The following is a 17,470-nucleotide window of genomic DNA, read 5'->3' as shown; positions in this document are numbered from 1 at the left end:
TCTCAGACCTTTTTATTGCTTAGCAGGTAAATGGCTTATGCTTGTAATAAATTGAAGATATATCATTAAATATTTTCATATACTTAATATGTCTGAAAAGAAAAAAATATATTTCCTCTCTGATGTTCACCTGGGATCTGCATCACACAACAAGAACAATACAAATGACAAAGGAGCATTGACTCTACCCGGCAGTAAAAAACAAACGGACAACAATCTCCCTGTCAACCACGACATCGAGCGAAAGCTTTGCAGATGGTTCGATTTTGTAAAGAATGATGCTAAAACCATTTATTTGTTAGGTGATATTTTTGATTTTTGGTTTGAATATAAGTATGTTGTACCCAGAGGCTTTACACGGGTACTCGGTAAAATTGCAGAACTGACAGACTCGGGTATAGAAATTCATTTTTTTATCGGAAACCACGATGTATGGGTGACTGATTATTTGCAAAAAGAATGTGGAATGATTGTTCATACCGAACCTCTTGTCACTGAAATATACCGAAAGAAGTTTTTTCTGGCTCATGGGGATGGACTCGGAGATGACTCGAGGTCATTTAAATTGATCAGGCACATCTTTCACAGCCAATTGTGCCGTAAAGCATTCGCTAATCTACACCCGAGATGGGCTCTGGCAATTGCTCACAAATGGTCGAACCACAGTCGTGCTACAGGTGGAATTGTGAATTACCTGGGGGAAGATAAAGAACACCTTGTTCTCTTTGCCAAAAAGCAGCTGCAAGAATCCCCATCTATCAACTTCTTTCTTTTTGGTCATCGACACATCATGCTCGACCTCATGTTATCGGTTTCTTCACGGATAATTATATTAGGAGACTGGATCACATTTTTTTCTTATGCTGTTTTCGATGGACAAACAATGTCTCTTGAAGTCTTCGAGGAGGAAAACTAAAAAATCTCATTTTTAGCTCCCTTCAATATGGGAATCTATAAAGATAGAAAAGATAACTATTTATTATATAGCAAATAATCAATTCCATTTATTTCAGCAAATTCTCCTCAAAAAACACCGAACCCTCTAATCCATAATACAAGGATAAAAACAATACTTAATCAAGGCTAAAATAAATAGGATCTTAACGAAATAAATTGAGATAAAACAAGCAGCTCTGCTCAAAAAAGCATAACTTTGTACCGTTAATTTTTAGGTATTAGTTATATGAAAATGGTAAAAGGTATGTTTATCATTCTTCTGTTTTACTTCATAGGAGAATGTGTCAGCTACCTCATTAAAGGGTTTGTTCCCGGGAGTATAATAGGGATGATGTTATTATTCCTAGCTCTTTATCTTAAATTAATCCGTACGGATAGCGTAGACTCAACAGCGAATGCCATTACTAAAAACATGGCAATATTTTTTATTCCGTCCGGAGCCGGACTTATGACTTCATTCGGTGTTCTGAGTAAATTCTGGGCTTCTATTATCATTACATGCTCAATCAGCACAATTTTAGTAATCGCAGTTGTTGGACTGGTTCAACAGCGCATGGAAAAAAAGAAAGAAGATGAAAGCATTAATTGAAACTCCAGAGTTTATACTCGTACTCATATTCGGCAGTTATTTGTTTGGTCAATGGATATTCAAAAAAACAAGAGTTGCAATATTACACCCGTTAATTATATCAATAGCGATCATTATACTCTTTCTACAGGTGACAAAGATGGACTATGATAAATTTCAGCAGGGAGGACAATTTGTCAGTTTTTTATTAGGGCCGTCCGTTGTTGCATTAGGGTATATACTATATGAACAGATGTCATACCTGAAAGGCAACGTCATATCAATACTTACCTCTATATTCGTAGGCAGTATTACGGGTATTATCAGCGTTATTGTCCTTGCTAAACTGACAGGTGCTGACGAAGCTTTGGTCATGACTCTAGAGCCTAAATCAGTGACTACCGCAATCGCCATAAACATTTCGACACAAAGCGGGGGAATGCCTTCTCTGACTGCTGTTATCGTTTTGTTTTGCGGAATATACGGCGGAATAGTTGGTCCATATGTATTAAGAGTGTTAGGAATTAAGAGTAGTATAGCCAAAGGGTTAGCTATGGGAGCATCAGCACACAGTGTCGGCACAGTTAAAGCTATGGAGATGGGAACAATCGAAGGCGCTATCAGTGGATTAGCTATCGGACTGATGGGTGTTATGACCGCTCTGTTGATTCCTTTTGTACATAGTTTGATATCGTAACAAGCATTTTAGCCATAATAATATATCTCTATTAAGTATTAAGGTCACAGATCTTTGGTAAAATCTAAATCCAAACAACAATCGGATTTAGATTTTTTTATCTATACTTAAAAAAAACTTTACAATTATGGCAAAATACACAGAACAACTAGGCAAGAAAATAGCGGATGCAATAGAACAAGACGAGTATACATTGGGTGAAATCTGTACAATGCACAGCATCAGCCGTAAAACATTCTATCAATGGGCACGGAAATACACCGATTTCAAAGAAATGATAGATGATGCCCGTGCAGGTCGTGACGAACGGCTGGCTCAAAAAGCCCGACAGATACTCAAACAAAGATTAGAGCATGGCTATACCGTAACTACAACGCGTTATAAATATGCCGTAGACGAGTACGGTGAAATATATCTGACCGGAAAAACGGTAACCATGAAAGAATATTCAGCAGATGAAAAGACCCTGAAAATGGCAATGGCTAAAGAAGGTGAAATAGAAGAAAAAGTGGAAAACATTCGCGTGCCCTGGGAAATCATAGTACAGAATCAAGAGGCAGCCGATCAACTTCAATTTCTGCAAGACAATGGCAGCGGTAATTTCACGGAAGAAGAAATGGAAGCAAGACGAGAAGCTCTCAAAGTCAAGTCTGATTCTCCGGAGACGGAGGTTGCTTACGATCCGGCATTCGATAGGTAATGGGAATGAATAATAACTACAATCATTGGTCACTGATCTTGTTACTTTTGTTACCTTTTCTGAAAAAATCATCTTGTGATTTTGATTCAACAGGCTTATTAATCACGGTTTTTATGTAAGTTTGCAGTAAAATAAACATAATATCATTTCTCCGAGATATGACATAGTCGGCTGTGCCGATTATTATTGAATGGAGAGCAGAAAGGTCTGAGACCTAAAAAGCCTTTTAATACAAAATAATGAGTCAACAATCACTCCTCGAAAAATTAGATGCATTAGTTATTCGTTTCGAAGAAATCGGAAAGTTAATAACAGATCCCAATGTGATATCCGACATGAAACGTTATGTTAAACTAAACAAGGAATACAGGGATTTGGAAAAAATCGTAGATGCCAGAAATGAATACGAACAAGTCTTAAATAGTATTTCGGAAGCGAAAAGTATTTTAGAAAATGAAACAGATCCGGAATTTAAAGAGATAGCTAAAGAAGAACTCGAATCAGCCAACAACAGGTTACCTTCACTCGAAGAAGAAATAAAACTATTGCTTGTTCCTGCTGACCCTCAGGATGAAAAAGATGCCATAGTTGAGATACGTGGCGGCACAGGGGGAGATGAAGCTGCAATATTTGCGGGTGATCTTTATCGTATGTATCAGAAATACTGCGAAACGAAGGGTTGGAAAACTGAACTCACAAGCTATACAGAAGGTTCATCAGGTGGTTTTAAAGAAATAATCTTTACCGTATCAGGTGAAGGGGTCTATGGCATTCTGAAATACGAATCGGGTGTTCATCGTGTGCAGCGTGTTCCTGAAACCGAAACCCAAGGACGTGTACATACATCTGCTGCCACTGTAGCAGTTTTACCCGAAGCAGAAGAAGTGGATGTGGAAATAAATCCAGCGGATCTTGAATGGCAGACAGCAAGATCAAGCGGTGCGGGTGGACAGAATGTAAATAAAGTGGAAACAAAAGTTCAACTTACCCATAAACCTACAGGGATAATGATTCAGTGTCAGGAAGCCCGTTCTCAGTTAGCTAATCGTGAAAAAGCATTATTGATGCTTCGGACAAAGCTATACGACATTGAGTTATCAAAATATCAGGACGAAATTGCTTCGAAAAGAAAAACTATGGTATCAACCGGAGACCGATCTGCAAAAATACGAACGTATAATTATCCGCAAGGACGTGTAACCGATCACCGGATAAATCTTACTCTTTATAATTTATCGGCAATAATGGATGGAGATATTCAAAACATTATAGATCAACTGACTATTGCCGAAAATGCAGAGAGATTAAAAGAAAATGAATTATAAACATCACACATTCTATAACTACTAAAACACTAATACTATGACTCGACTTTTTTTTATTCTTAGTCTTATTATGACGACAGTCTACGCTTCGGCTCAAGAGTATAAATGGAGATTTGGTTTGTCAGGAAGTGCATCTTATGTAACAGCCAGCTCTAAAGAAGCAGAAAGAAGTTTAATTGATGCCGGAATGGCCTCAAAAGATGCTAAAGATTTTTACAAAACTCTTAAATGGGGACAAAGCCTTGATATTGATGCCCATTATCTTTTTCAAGCTAATATGGGTGTAGGATTAAAGTATCACTTATTCACATCATCGTCAAAGAAAAATAATCTGGCATTTGATACGGATGGAGATGGTTATATTGAGATGCTTAACATTGATGAAAGAATGTATTATAACTTTATTGGACCGTCTTTCTATATGCAGACAAGATTTAATAGTGAGAGTCCATTCCAGTTAACAGCACAAATCGCAATCGGCTACCTTCATTATAGAGATGAAGCCCGCTCTATCTACAATATAGTTGCAACAGGAGGAACTATTGGGATGAACAGCGAAATAGGTATAGAATATTTTTGCTCAAAAAATATATCAATCGGAGCTACTCTAAGCAGCATGGTCGGTACAATAGGAAAAGTAACTCTTAATGACGGTTACCAAAGTCAATCCGGAAAACTATCGGGTGACAATAAAATAAATCTGGCGCATCTGAATCTGGGCTTGGGTATCCGCTTTTACAAATAAAAACAACTAACTACACTGAAAATGAGAAAAATTTATAATTTAGTTTTGATAGGTTTTATTACAATCCTGACAGCTTGTAGTAATGATTTTCTGGATGAAAACAAGAATAATATCGACAATCCGATAAAAACGGAAGGAGTTTTAGCTTTAGATAAAAAAGTTTCTGAGTTTACTCAGGCTGAAGTTACAGTTAATGGGCTTCCTGATGGGGCATGCCAGATTATCAAATATCCATCTTGGCTGGAAATAAATTCAAATACGGGGTCTGTTAGTAATAATATCTTAAATTTCAGCTATAGAACCAGCTCTGATATTAATCTTTCTGGAGGTCTTGGCTATAGTGAGCTTGGAACTGTATACTTCAAACAAAACAATAATGTTTATACATTTAATATAGTTTATCAGAATCTTGGAAATCCAACCTTATCTATAAGTACGGATCTTTTAAATTTCGGAAAATCTAAGGATCAGTTAGAACTCTCCATAACTAATACAAGTAATAATGGTATTGTTGTTTGGTCTGTTGACAGTACGCCGGAATGGTTAATTTGTAGCAGCAGTCCTAAAGCGATTAATCCTTTTTCTATACAATCTGTATTATTTACATTAAACAGAGAAAAATTAGAAGAAAAAGACTATGAAGGTAAAATTATTATAAAAACTAATGATAAATCAAAACCCAATATCACTATTCAGGTAAAAGTATCAGGAAGGAAAGGAAATGCAGATAATATATATGCAATAAATGGTACAGTAAAAGATGTATATTATTCAAAAGTAAATGATGAATTGTATGTTTTGACTCAAAACCCTGATAATATGGTTGTTTTCAAAAACAATCAGCAAACTATAATTGAGTTACCAAAATCTCCTAATTGCATAAGTACAACCGAAGATGGAAAACTTGCTTATATTGGGTTCAGTGAACTTGTTACCGAGATAGATATTCCAACAAGAAAAATAAGCAAACAATTCAATATTGATCTAAATACACATAGTGTAGTTTCAGGAGAAAATGGTTATTGCTATTTTACGACACATACTACAACCTACTCAGGTGACGGGTTGTATGCCATCAATCTTAAGGATGGAAATACCAGTAGGCTTAGTCGATATTCATCGCAACTTGACAGAAATAGTAATCTTATAAAGGTTATGAACAAACCATACATTATAGGAAGTAGAGAAAATGTTTCTCCTAATGGGGTTATACTGTTGGATTTGTCTAAATTAGATGATAATAATAATTATACAGAGTACTATTGGCATCAAAGTCTAGGAAAGAAAATATTTCAAACAGAAAATGGTAATTATTTGATCGGCTCTTATGGTTCCATAGTCAAAACTCCAACAATAAATACTTCAACATGGGATGATCTTCCGGAAATTGGCAAGTTTAATGAAAAAAGCTCTTACTCTAATGAATATTTATGGATAGATCATAATGCCAAAACAAATACATTTTACGCAATAAATCAAACGAATTCGTATTATAATCCCACTAATACAGCGATTAAACAATTCAATGGCTCGAGCTATTATTGGATAAAAGATATCTCTTTTGAAAAGGATTATTATACATCTATCAATAATGTTTCAGCATTTTATGAAGTTACCCCTTATTATATATTTAGCAGTAAGGCCGGAGACATATTATATGTAATCAGAAATATCTCTGACTCTCAAAGAAGCATCGAGTCTTGGAGTCTTGAGACCATTAGTATAAAATAATAAACAATGACTAAGCAAGATCTTATCGAAAACATCAAACAGAAGCAATCCTTCCTTTGTGTAGGATTAGATACTGATTTGACAAAAATCCCATCACATCTTCTAGAAGAAGAAGACCCTATCTATTCATTCAATAAAGCAATAGTTGATGCTACAGCTCCATATTGTGTAGCTTATAAACCTAATACTGCTTTTTACGAAAGTATCGGCATAAAAGGTATATGGGCCTTAGAAAAAACGATAGAATACATTCGGACTAAATACCCTAAGCAGTTTATTATACTTGATGCTAAGCGAGGAGACATCGGAAATACGTCCGAAATGTATGCTAAATCAGCATTTGAACACCTAAAGGCAAACGCTATAACTGTAGCTCCTTATATGGGAGAAGATAGTGTAAAACCTTTTCTTATCTATCCTAATAAATGGGTAATATTATTGGCTTTAACATCTAACAAAGGATCAGCTGATTTTCAGCTCACAGAAGACAGTAATGGTGAAAGGCTTTTCGAAAAGGTACTGAAAAAATCTCAGGAATGGGCAACAGATGAACAATTGATGTATGTTGTCGGAGCAACCCAAGGTTCTATGTTCGCTGATATAAGAAAACACGCACCTAATCATTTTCTGCTTGTACCGGGAGTCGGAGCTCAAGGTGGATCTCTTGCCGAAGTTGTAAAATATGGGATGACTAAAGAGTGCGGCTTATTGGTTAATTCTTCAAGAGGTATTATTTATGCTGATAATACTGAAGACTTTGCAAACAGAGCAGCTTCAGAAGCTAAAAAGATACAAGCAGAAATGGCGGGGTATCTAACATCTATTTTCTAGGTATAACAACAGAAAAGCGATTGTCAATAGATAATCGCTTTTCTGTTATATTAAAGAATTGAAAACCTTATTTCTTTTTCTTTTTATTAGCTGTTGAACTAGGCTTTCCTTTTTGTTGCTGCTGTGTTCTTTGAGCTTGTTCTGCTTGCTCCTGAAGGCGAGCCATAAAACCTTTCTTCTTAGGCTTCTTCTTGTTTTCTTCCAATTTGGCTAATACCTTATCTTCGTCGATTACCCAGCGACAAACTAAAGTAATGATAATAGTCATCAAAGTAGACAAGAAATAGTAGTAAGTCAAGCCTGAAGGGTAGTTATTCAAGACAAAGAAGAATACAACCGGCATAAACATCATCATCCATTTCATACCCGGCATCTGTTGCTGTCCAGTATTTGTGGCATCCATATTGAATTTAGTATAGATAACATTAGTCACAGTCATCAGTATACAGAATAAACTCAAATGATTACCAAGCCAACTTGAAATGAATGGAATATTAGTATTCCACTCTATAATAGCATCGTATGTCGATAAATCCGAAGCCCAAAGGAAACTCTCATGACGCAACTCTATCGCAGACGGGAAAAACGAGAACAATGCTAATAAGATAGGCATCTGCAATAACATAGGGATACATCCACTCATCGGGTTCACTCCGGCTTGGCTGTATAACTGCATAACCGCTTTCTGACGTTCCATTGCTTTCTCCTGTCCGGGATACTTCTCATTAAGTTCATCCACTTGAGGCTTTAACACTCTCATTTTAGCTGATGACATAAACGACTTGTATGTAAGAGGGGAAATGATGATCTTAACGATAACCGTAAGTAATAAGATAACAAGTCCCATTTGCATACCCGTATTTTCCAACATATTGAAGAGTGGAATTATAAAATACTGGTTTATAATACGGAACAACGACCATCCTAAAGGTATTAGTTTATCTAATTCCAATTGCTGTGCATTATCTTTGACACCATCATCATAGCCTTTAAGCATGTAATACTCCAAAGGTCCCAGAAAATATTTGAATCCACCGACTAATGCTCCCTTTTCGCCTAATGTAGGTTTAAAGTACAGCGATGCGGAATAGCTTTTCAGATAATCTTCGGACTGAAGCATCATTGTATTTAACGTAGGAGAAGTAAATTCATTATCTGCAATAAGTACCGAAGCAAAGAACTGATCTTTAAAAGCAACCCATTTTGCTCCGGTTGGAACTTCTTTCGATTCGTCATGACTATCACTCAATTCTTCAAAACTGCCATCTGTTCCTTTATAGTGGATACGGGCATAACGTTGCTCGTTCTTTTCGCTTTTTTCTTGCCTTCGAAGATTTTGATTCCAATTTAGTTTAAATCTCTCCAAACAATCAACACTTAACATATCCTGCATTCCAACAACAGCAATGTCAAATTTGACCATATAATCATCAGGTGCCAAAGCATAGATAAAATCAATATACTGATTTTCGGAATAATTCATCCGCATAACAACAGTCTGCTCGTTACCCGAACTTTTGATTACTCTAAAAACTGCCTCAGATGTATTAAGAGTAACCCCTTTCTTATTCATCAGTTCCAAAGCGAAACGAGCGTCATTTTTAAACAGATACAAAGAATCACCCTTATAAGTATTGTACTCCTTGAGTTGAGCACTAATCATTTGTCCACCTTTAGAAGAAATATTAATCTTTATCTTCTCATTCTCGAGTGAAACAATTTGTTCCGCGTTACTTTGTTGTTTAAAAGCATTGACAGCCAAAGAGTCGCTATCTGCAACTGCTACAGTATCATTACTAACCTGGGTATTTGTTTCGAAGAACTCACCAACCGCCGATTTTGATGCGTTATCCGCAGAATCGGCGGTTTTAATATCATCCTTGACCTGCTTTGCTTGTACATTCTGTATAGAGTCCTGATATCTCTGCTCTTTAGCAAGCTCCTCTTGGCTGGGTTTCATTAGTACGGTGAAACCAATCACTATAGCGGCTATTAAAACGAAGCCAATACCTGTGTTTTTATCCATTGATTATTATGTAAATTTCTAAATTAAACAACAATCCTTATAACGAATACTAAAGTCAGAAGGATGTGCTGCACTTATTATTTAAGTCTAAGACCTTTATTCTCTTACTTGGTATAAATACAACAGAGAATAAAATCTCCAACTAGAGTTGCATTAATACTTAATGTTGTTTATTAGCAATGACAGCTTTAATAAAACTCATAAACAACGGATTCGGAGCCAATACTGTACTATTATATTCAGGATGGAATTGTACTCCTAAAAACCATTTGAGAGAAGGAACTTCCACGACTTCCACTAATCCTGTTTCGGGATTAGTACCTGTACATTTCATTCCCGACTCTTCGAACTGAGCTTTAAATTCATTATTAAATTCAAAACGGTGGCGGTGACGTTCTTCTACGACATCCTTTCCGTACGCTTCATGTACAAGGCTTCCTTTACCTAATGCACATTTATATGCTCCAAGCCTCATTGATCCTCCCATATTCGTAATATTCTTCTGTTCTTCCATCAAGTCTATTACCTTATACGAAGTCTGAGGGTTCATTTCTGTAGAGTTGGCATCATCCAGCCCCAAAACATTGCGGGCATATTCGATCACCATACACTGCATACCCAAGCAAATACCGAAAGTCGGATAATTATTTTCACGGGCAAACTTCAACGCAATGAATTTTCCTTCGATACCTCTTTGTCCGAATCCAGGAGCAATAACTATGCCATCGAGATGTGACAGCTTTTCAGCGACATTTTCATCGGTCAATTTGTCCGAATGTATAAATTGCAAATCCAGTTTACGATCGTTGTATATCGAGGCCTGCAACAATGATTCATTTATCGACTTATAAGCATCGTGTAGCTCCACATATTTCCCAACAAGTCCGATAGTGATTGTATCTTTTGCATTCTTTTTCTTATCCAGAAAATCTTTCCAAGGTTTCAGGTCCGGTTTAGGTCCGGCTTCAATACCAAGTTTACGCAATACGGTTTCGTCCATACCCTGTTCTTGCATTTTCAATGGTACTTCATAGATGGTTGATACATCCACTGATTGTACCACAGCGTCAGCTTCTACATTGCAAAAAAGAGCAACTTTGCGAAGAATGTCTTTATTTAATGGATGCTCAGTTCTAAGAACCAGCATATCAGGCTGTACTCCTGAAGATTGCAAACTTTTAACAGAATGTTGGGTCGGTTTGGTTTTAACCTCCCCGGCAGCAGCAATATAAGGCACATACGTTAAGTGTATACAGCAACTGTTTTTTGCACCCAGCTCCCAACGCAGTTGACGAACACTTTCGATAAAAGGCAGGGATTCTATATCACCGACAGTACCTCCGATTTCGGTAATAACAAAATCATAGTTATATTTTGCACCCAAAAGTTTGATATTACGTCGTATTTCGTCCGTAATGTGGGGTACGATCTGAACTGTTTTCCCTAGATAATCACCTTTACGTTCTTTATTTATCACATTCTGATAAATACGTCCGGTGGTAATGTTATTATCTCTGTGAGTCGGCTCGTTCAAAAAACGTTCGTAATGCCCTAGATCAAGGTCAGCTTCATGACCATCAACCGTAACATAACATTCGCCGTGTTCGTAAGGATTAAGGGTACCCGGATCAATATTGATATACGGGTCTAATTTCTGGATAGTTACTTTATAACCTCTTGCTTGGAGTAGTTTACCGAGTGAAGATGCTATAATACCTTTCCCTAAAGAAGATATAACGCCCCCGGTTACAAAAATGTACTTAGTATCAGTCACGATTGTATATTTTATTATAGATATTTATAAAATCAATAAAAAACAAACACAAACAAACATACCACTTCATCCTGAGTAAGCAAAAGTAATATTTATCAAAATAGCTTTTAGTAATAATACTTTTTGTATCTTCCTCTTATCAAAGTGATTAAAAAGGATAAAACCTTAATTAATATCGTTTATTTGTCAAAGCAACAAATAACTCTGCGACTTCTAAGTATGCAAAAGTACAAAAATATCATTAGATTCAATCTGAAAACTTATCCTATTTTTTGATAAGGTATATTGATTTAAGAAACATTCTTAAAAGGTAACAAAAGTAACAAGATCAGTGAATAATAATTGTTGATCATTATTCATTCTCATTACTTATCGAATATCGGTACGGGCATCATCTGTCATTTCTTTGAAATCGGTGTATTTTCGTGCCTAGTTCTTCTGTGTATTTTGCCATAATTGTAATGTGTATTTTTTAAGTATAGATAAAAAAATAGAGGATGACTTCATTGTCATCCCCTATCCTATTCTTATTATCAGATCCGAATCAATAAACGTGTCCGTCTTCTTTCAAATCTTCTTTCTTGAATTTCTTCTTTTCTAAAGCATTCCAAGCATAGATAATATATCCTAATACAAAAGGCACCAGCAACGATACATAAAACATAGCAGTAAGAGTAAACTCACTTGACGATGAATTTTGTATAGTTAATGAGCTTTGGGGATCCACCGATGATGGATAGTAAGGAGTGTTATTAAAACCGGTAATCAACAACAAACTGCAAACGGCTAATACTGTACCCAATCCGCTAAACCAGATACCTGATGAGAACGTTTTAGAGATAACCGTTTTAATAATACCAAATAACACTAACACAACTCCAACTAAGAATACAATACCAACTATCGGTAATTGAATCAGGTTGAAGAAGTATTTATTAGCAACTTCACTTACAACTTTTGTTGTTGGATCGACCGCATATCCTTTAGATAATAAGGTCCAAATAACAAATGCAAGGAAGAATACCACAAAAGGAATTGCATTATATACTAAAAATTTACGGGAACGAGCTACAAGTTCTTCATCAGCCAGACGATTGATAAAGAACAAACAGGCAATGGTACGTGCAAGGAAGAATACTGCGAGCCCCAAGCACCAGTTACGGAAATCGCCAAGAGCTTCGAGTCCGTGTAAGGGGTTTTGCCATTGGCTTATAACCAATCCGGTTACATTTTGCACTCCCAAATTCGCTATATTACCTTTATTCACAGCAAACTCTGCACCTGTGAAGAATGTTGCTATAGCCACACCTACAAGGAAAGTCCCCAATAACCCATTAATAAATAAAAACGTCTGATAAGTCTTACGCCCCCATGTATTACCGGGTTTCGACATGTATTCATAAGATACCGCTTGAATAACAAAGCAGAATAAGATAAGCATCCAAACCCAGTATGCTCCACCGAAGCTAGTCGAATAAAATAAGGGAAACGAAGCAAATAAGGCTCCTCCAAAAGTTACCAGAGTTGTAAATGTGTACTCCCATTTACGCCCCAGAGCATTTACCATCAAAAAACGGTGGCGGTCTTCTTTTCCTAAAGAAAACAACATAGATTGTCCTCCCTGTACAAATAGTAAGAATGCGAATATACCTCCAATCAAACTAATGATGAACCACCAGTAATGTTGCAAAAATGAATAATCAATCATAGTTATTATATTTTTATAGTCCAAGACCTCTTATTTATTATGACATCCAACCTTATTCGGCCTTAGGTCCTTTTTTAATCTGATTCAACATAATACGTATTTCAGCGATCAGAAGAGCAGTAAACAGTACAAAGAATATAAAGAATGTAATTTTCACAGACTCAACACTCAACGCTGAAACAGCAGCCTGTAAAGGCAGCACATCCTGTATAGTCCATGGCTGACGACCTATTTCGGCAACTAACCAGCCTGCCTGACTACAAACATAAACCAATGGAACAGAAAGAATCGAAATCCATAGCATCCATTTAGTATTTTCGAGCTTATTCTTATAGTTTAGGAACCATAGTAATAAGAAGAATGCACCGAAGAATCCTCCCAGATAAACCATTATATGGAATGACCAAAATACCAACGGAATATTAGGCACTAGCTGATCGGGGCTATCTAAGTATCCATAACCGAAATATGCATAATTTTCTTTCAGAATAGTTCTATTTTTTTCGGCAGCAACTGCATCGCCATCTTTTTGTGCGGTCTGGTAATCAGATAAAGCCTGAATAGCTTTTTTACCTGCAACTTGTTTTTCTGCAAAAGACAATTGAACATCGCCTTTATAGTCTTTATACCCTCCTTTTATAATATCTGTTATACCCGGTACAAATGCATCGAAATCACTAAACCCTAGGGCAGATAATCCTTTAGGTATTTCAATTTTCAGGATGTATGGTTCTACTCCGTCATCATAAGATTTTTTATCGGGATTCGGTATAGCAAAGGCTATAAGTCCAACCCCTTCCTTACCTTCGTATAAACCTTCCATTGCAGCCAGTTTCATTGGTTGCTTCTCGGCTACTTGCTGTGCAGATCCATGACCAGTCCAAGCTGTCAGAATAATACCCACAAAACCAAAAATAGCCGCAACTTTCATGCTTTGCTTTGTAAATTCGGGTTCTCTTTTTTTCAACATATACCAAGCTGTAATTCCGGCTACAAATGCAGCACCGAATACCCAACTCGAAGCGACTGTATGAGTAAACTTATTAATCGCAACGGGCGATAAAGCAACTGCCCAGAAATCTGTCATCTCATTACGAACAGTGTCCGGATTGAACTCCATACCTATAGGGTATTGCATCCAAGCATTAGCAATTAATATCCACAATGCTGAAAGTGTCGCACCTGTAACTGTCAACCATGTTGCAGCCAAGTGCATTTTTTTGCTTACACGAGTCCATCCGAAAAACATAACGGAGATAAATGTGGCTTCCATAAAAAATGCAACAATAGCTTCAATAGCTAAAGGTGCACCAAAAATGTCCCCTACAAACCACGAATAATTAGACCAGTTGGTTCCGAACTGAAATTCCATGATAATACCTGTTGCAACACCTATTGCAAAGTTTATCCCGAAAATATTCATCCAGAATTTTGCAGTTTTTTTCCACTGCTCGTTTCCTGTGCGGACGTATGCCGTTTCCATTATAGCCATTATGACCCCGAGTCCTAATGTTAATGGAACAAACAGCCAGTGATACATAGCTGTCAGAGCAAATTGTGCTCTCGACCAGTCAATCAGTGAAGAGTTTAAAATTTCCATAAGATAGACGATATATTAGTTAATTCTATTTTTCGTTTTTTCACATCCGATTTGCCATTCATTTTCTGACACATAAAAGATGATTGAACATAAGTATAAAACACCGGATTCAAACGTAATTTATTTTCACCATTACTAATTTATTTATATAATTCATAGTATTCAGTTCAGGTTCAAAAATTAAAAAAAGAGGAATCTACATGCACATCTATTCTTAATAGAAAACGATATAGTCCGATTCCGAAAAACCAAACCTAACCAGCTTCACTCAAAAAATATATATCGATGTGCCGATTTCCTCTTAGCCCGTGCGTAAAACAGGTCTATGACTAAGTCAACAAAACACGGAATTAAGCCTGTCCTACCGGAGTAAAATCCCCAACAGACCCACCTTCCAGATTTATCTTTCCATGTATTTTTTCGTACTGGCTAACATTGTCATTCAAAGCTAACAGCAAGCGTTTAGCATGTTCCGGAGACAAAATTACACGAGATTTTACCTTAGCCTTAGGGACACCGGGTACTATCCGGATAAAGTCCAGCACAAACTCAGACGATGAATGTGTGATTACTGCCAAATTAGCATAAGAACCTTGTGCCACATCTTCAGTTAATTCGATCTGTATCTGATTTTGTTGATCTTTTTCGCTCATAATTATTTGATAAGTTTATATTTGGGTAGGTTTATCCGTTAATATTACTTACACAAAGAAAATTAAATCTAACAGAATGGCAAAATTTTTGATAAACCATTTCCCTATATAACTTATAATTTATTTATATTGTTCATCAATACTTTCTATATTTTCGGAATTATTGATCTCCACAGGGATTTCCTGAGTCACAACCTTCGGTTTTTTCTTTCTCAGGGCTATCAACTGAGCCACAGTACCTATCACCCCTAGCCCTAACATCAAGTAGTGCATCGTATAATTATCTCTGAAAACCCAGAAAGCTGAGATACATATCATTACCCACATAAAACCGATAGAAATAATTTTCACCTTCCAGCTAAGTCCGGTTTCGAGTCTCTTTAGATACATACCGGTAAGCTTATTACCCTCTAGTTTCTTATATAAAGTTGGAGAGCTTTTAGCATACAAAGCTCCTGTAAGTAAGATAAAAGGAGTAGTAGGCAATCCGGGAGTAATCAGTCCTAAAAGTCCGAGGAAGAGACTAATTGTTCCACATATGATAAAGATATATTTTTTCATTTTATTATTAAGTTTCATCGCAACACACATTTAGTTATACACAAAAATATTATTTCTTCAGATGAAAAGACGAAAGCCTAGTGTTAAATATACACATAGACACAAAAACGGCTTCCGAATAAGAATTCGAAAGCCGTCTGTTGCTTATTATATCTTTATTATTTATCTTACTCCATGCATCATTTTCAGCAAAACTTTGTTAAGACATAGCAATGCCACACCAAAAGCTATAGCGGCAATCGCTAAAACCTGATAAACAGCTCCTGCTCCCATTGAGCTTGTAGCCGCTGCCACCTGACCGGCAATAAGGTTTCCGAAGAAAGAAGATAGTAGCCATACCCCCATCAACAAAGAAGCCAATTTAACCGGAGCCAACTTAGTTACTGTAGAAAGACCCACCGGCGATAAGCATAGTTCACCCATTGTATGCAACAGATATGTAAAGACCATCCACCACATGCTTGCTTTAACTGCAATATCAGCAGAGTCTCCTCCTCTACTAGCCGATGCGCCGACCATAAATAAAAATCCGACACCAAGAAGCATCAGCCCCATACCCATCTTGACCGGAGTAGTCACTTTTTGTCCGGCTTTCGAAGGCCAGAACAGAGCAAATACAGGTGTCAATAAAACGATGAAGAGAGGATTGATAGATTGAAACCATTCTGTAGGCACTGTAAATCCTCCGATACTTCTATCTAAGAATTTTTCAGTATAAAGAGTAAATGAAGATCCGGCTTGCTCAAAACCTGCAAAAAAGAATATTGCAAAGAAGAAATATACAAAAATCGCAATTGTACGTTGTTTTTCTTCTTTTGTTAGAGGAGTTTTATGCTCAACCACTTTGTCTAATTCAGCGACCGCTTCTTCTTCAGCACCATCACCAACAGGATCAACACCGAGATCTCCCAGATATTTATTAGATAATGTATTAAACAATATCTGCCCTACAAGCATACCAATCGCAGCTGCCAGAAAACCATAGTTATAGGCATGACGGATTATCTCTCCAGTAACTCCGTCTACATCTGCAAACCATTGATTAGCAAAAAGACCGACTACAAGAGGCGCAAAGAATGCTCCGACATTGATACCCATATAAAAGATAGAGAATGCAGAATCACGTTTTGCATCACCCGGCTTATACAAACCACCTACCAGAGTAGATATATTAGGCTTAAAAAAACCGTTACCTATAATCAGCAAGAATAACCCGGAATACATTCCGGCTTTAGTAGCCACCAGAAACAAAACCATCTGCCCCAAGAACATGGTGATACCACCTATAGTTATAGCCTTACGATGTCCAAGGTATTTATCGGCAAGCCATCCCCCGATAAGCGGAGTAAAGTAAACCAAGCCGGTAAACGATCCATATAAAAGACTGGCATAAGATTCCTCGAATCCTAAACCTCCTTCGATATACGATTTGGTCAAATATAACACCAAGATAGCACGCATTCCGTAATACGAAAAGCGTTCCCATAGTTCAGTGAAGAACAATAAATAGAGACCTACAGGGTGCCCTAGAAAGGTCTTATCGGAGGGTTCTCTATACACTTTTGTTTCAGTCGACATAAATTATTTATTTTAA

The 17,470-nt window shown here is 36.8% G+C and carries 15 protein-coding genes; 8 read left to right on the top strand and 7 right to left on the bottom strand.

Annotated elements, in window-relative coordinates; translation table 11 throughout:
- Nucleotides 1-88 precede the first annotated feature (88 nt).
- The 8 genes from K322_RS0100520 to pyrF all read left to right on the top strand — a co-directional run bounded on the left by K322_RS0100520 (nt 89) and on the right by pyrF (nt 7,554).
- Nucleotides 89-916, top strand: coding sequence for a UDP-2,3-diacylglucosamine diphosphatase (locus tag K322_RS0100520; protein ID WP_026625092.1), 828 nt, complete (start codon nt 89-91; stop codon nt 914-916).
- A 273-nt stretch (nt 917-1,189) separates the two neighbouring features.
- Nucleotides 1,190-1,546 carry a CidA/LrgA family protein gene (locus K322_RS0100515; protein ID WP_026625091.1) on the top strand — a complete coding sequence of 119 codons (357 nt, stop codon included), beginning with the start codon at nt 1,190-1,192 and terminating at the stop codon, nt 1,544-1,546.
- Nucleotides 1,530-2,222, top strand: coding sequence for an LrgB family protein (locus K322_RS0100510; RefSeq protein ID WP_026625090.1), 693 nt, complete (start codon nt 1,530-1,532; stop codon nt 2,220-2,222). The genes K322_RS0100515 and K322_RS0100510 overlap by 17 nt, the downstream gene beginning before the upstream one ends.
- Before the next feature lie 127 nt (nt 2,223-2,349).
- On the top strand, nt 2,350-2,922 hold the full coding sequence (locus K322_RS0100505) for a terminase small subunit-like protein (protein WP_026625089.1): 573 nt from the start codon (nt 2,350-2,352) through the stop codon (nt 2,920-2,922).
- A 239-nt stretch (nt 2,923-3,161) separates the two neighbouring features.
- On the top strand, nt 3,162-4,247 hold the full coding sequence (gene prfA / locus K322_RS0100500) for a peptide chain release factor 1 (RefSeq protein ID WP_026625088.1): 1,086 nt from the start codon (nt 3,162-3,164) through the stop codon (nt 4,245-4,247).
- 37 nt (nt 4,248-4,284) lie between these two features.
- Complete coding sequence (locus K322_RS0100495; protein WP_157279358.1) at nt 4,285-4,992, top strand: outer membrane beta-barrel protein; 708 nt, start codon at nt 4,285-4,287, stop codon at nt 4,990-4,992.
- A gap of 21 nt (nt 4,993-5,013) precedes the next feature.
- Nucleotides 5,014-6,723 carry a BACON domain-containing protein gene (locus tag K322_RS0100490; protein WP_026625086.1) on the top strand — a complete coding sequence of 570 codons (1,710 nt, stop codon included), beginning with the start codon at nt 5,014-5,016 and terminating at the stop codon, nt 6,721-6,723.
- 6 nt (nt 6,724-6,729) lie between these two features.
- Nucleotides 6,730-7,554 (top strand): orotidine-5'-phosphate decarboxylase, encoded by an 825-nt coding sequence (gene pyrF, locus K322_RS0100485; RefSeq protein WP_026625085.1) that lies wholly within the window; start codon nt 6,730-6,732, stop codon nt 7,552-7,554.
- A 67-nt stretch (nt 7,555-7,621) separates the two neighbouring features.
- On the opposite strand, the gene yidC is transcribed toward pyrF, so the two are convergent.
- The 7 genes from yidC to K322_RS0100450 form a co-directional block, all read right to left on the bottom strand.
- A complete protein-coding gene (gene yidC / locus K322_RS0100480; RefSeq protein ID WP_026625084.1) occupies nt 7,622-9,580 on the bottom strand; it encodes a membrane protein insertase YidC in 1,959 nt (652 codons plus the stop codon).
- Nucleotides 9,581-9,740: 160 nt separating this feature from the next.
- On the bottom strand, nt 9,741-11,354 hold the full coding sequence (locus tag K322_RS0100475) for a CTP synthase (protein ID WP_026625083.1): 1,614 nt from the start codon (nt 11,352-11,354) through the stop codon (nt 9,741-9,743).
- Between the two features lie 544 nt (nt 11,355-11,898).
- The gene (gene cydB, locus K322_RS0100470) at nt 11,899-13,062 is read right to left on the bottom strand and encodes a cytochrome d ubiquinol oxidase subunit II (RefSeq protein WP_026625082.1); all 1,164 of its coding nucleotides are present in this window, start codon (nt 13,060-13,062) and stop codon (nt 11,899-11,901) included.
- A gap of 52 nt (nt 13,063-13,114) precedes the next feature.
- Nucleotides 13,115-14,662 carry a cytochrome ubiquinol oxidase subunit I gene (locus K322_RS0100465; RefSeq protein ID WP_026625081.1) on the bottom strand — a complete coding sequence of 516 codons (1,548 nt, stop codon included), beginning with the start codon at nt 14,660-14,662 and terminating at the stop codon, nt 13,115-13,117.
- Between the two features lie 350 nt (nt 14,663-15,012).
- The gene (locus tag K322_RS0100460) at nt 15,013-15,315 is read right to left on the bottom strand and encodes a DUF3467 domain-containing protein (RefSeq protein ID WP_026625080.1); all 303 of its coding nucleotides are present in this window, start codon (nt 15,313-15,315) and stop codon (nt 15,013-15,015) included.
- A 120-nt stretch (nt 15,316-15,435) separates the two neighbouring features.
- Nucleotides 15,436-15,876, bottom strand: a complete 441-nt coding sequence (locus K322_RS0100455) for a YbaN family protein (RefSeq protein ID WP_026625079.1) — start codon at nt 15,874-15,876, stop codon at nt 15,436-15,438.
- A gap of 162 nt (nt 15,877-16,038) precedes the next feature.
- The gene (locus K322_RS0100450; RefSeq protein ID WP_035330977.1) at nt 16,039-17,454 is read right to left on the bottom strand and encodes a peptide MFS transporter; all 1,416 of its coding nucleotides are present in this window, start codon (nt 17,452-17,454) and stop codon (nt 16,039-16,041) included.
- Nucleotides 17,455-17,470 lie beyond the last annotated feature (16 nt).

Origin of the sequence: Indolivaga capnocytophagoides DSM 22835 (genome assembly GCF_000426485.1) — a bacterium.
Classification (GTDB): Bacteria; Bacteroidota; Bacteroidia; order Bacteroidales; family Dysgonomonadaceae; genus Dysgonomonas_A; species Dysgonomonas_A capnocytophagoides.
Note: the sequence above shows the minus strand (reverse complement) of the source record. Positions and strands in the feature narration are given on the sequence as shown.

Coding starts and splice junctions, on each gene's coding strand:
- K322_RS0100520 (WP_026625092.1), top strand. CDS start 89: ATGTCTGAAAAGAAAAAAATATATTTCCTCTCTGATGTTCACCTGGGA.
- K322_RS0100515 (WP_026625091.1), top strand. CDS start 1,190: ATGGTAAAAGGTATGTTTATCATTCTTCTGTTTTACTTCATAGGAGAA.
- K322_RS0100510 (WP_026625090.1), top strand. CDS start 1,530: ATGAAAGCATTAATTGAAACTCCAGAGTTTATACTCGTACTCATATTC.
- K322_RS0100505 (WP_026625089.1), top strand. CDS start 2,350: ATGGCAAAATACACAGAACAACTAGGCAAGAAAATAGCGGATGCAATA.
- prfA (WP_026625088.1), top strand. CDS start 3,162: ATGAGTCAACAATCACTCCTCGAAAAATTAGATGCATTAGTTATTCGT.
- K322_RS0100495 (WP_157279358.1), top strand. CDS start 4,285: ATGACTCGACTTTTTTTTATTCTTAGTCTTATTATGACGACAGTCTAC.
- K322_RS0100490 (WP_026625086.1), top strand. CDS start 5,014: ATGAGAAAAATTTATAATTTAGTTTTGATAGGTTTTATTACAATCCTG.
- pyrF (WP_026625085.1), top strand. CDS start 6,730: ATGACTAAGCAAGATCTTATCGAAAACATCAAACAGAAGCAATCCTTC.
- yidC (WP_026625084.1), bottom strand. CDS start 9,580: ATGGATAAAAACACAGGTATTGGCTTCGTTTTAATAGCCGCTATAGTG.
- cydB (WP_026625082.1), bottom strand. CDS start 13,062: ATGATTGATTATTCATTTTTGCAACATTACTGGTGGTTCATCATTAGT.
- K322_RS0100465 (WP_026625081.1), bottom strand. CDS start 14,662: ATGGAAATTTTAAACTCTTCACTGATTGACTGGTCGAGAGCACAATTT.
- K322_RS0100460 (WP_026625080.1), bottom strand. CDS start 15,315: ATGAGCGAAAAAGATCAACAAAATCAGATACAGATCGAATTAACTGAA.
- K322_RS0100455 (WP_026625079.1), bottom strand. CDS start 15,876: ATGAAAAAATATATCTTTATCATATGTGGAACAATTAGTCTCTTCCTC.
- K322_RS0100450 (WP_035330977.1), bottom strand. CDS start 17,454: ATGTCGACTGAAACAAAAGTGTATAGAGAACCCTCCGATAAGACCTTT.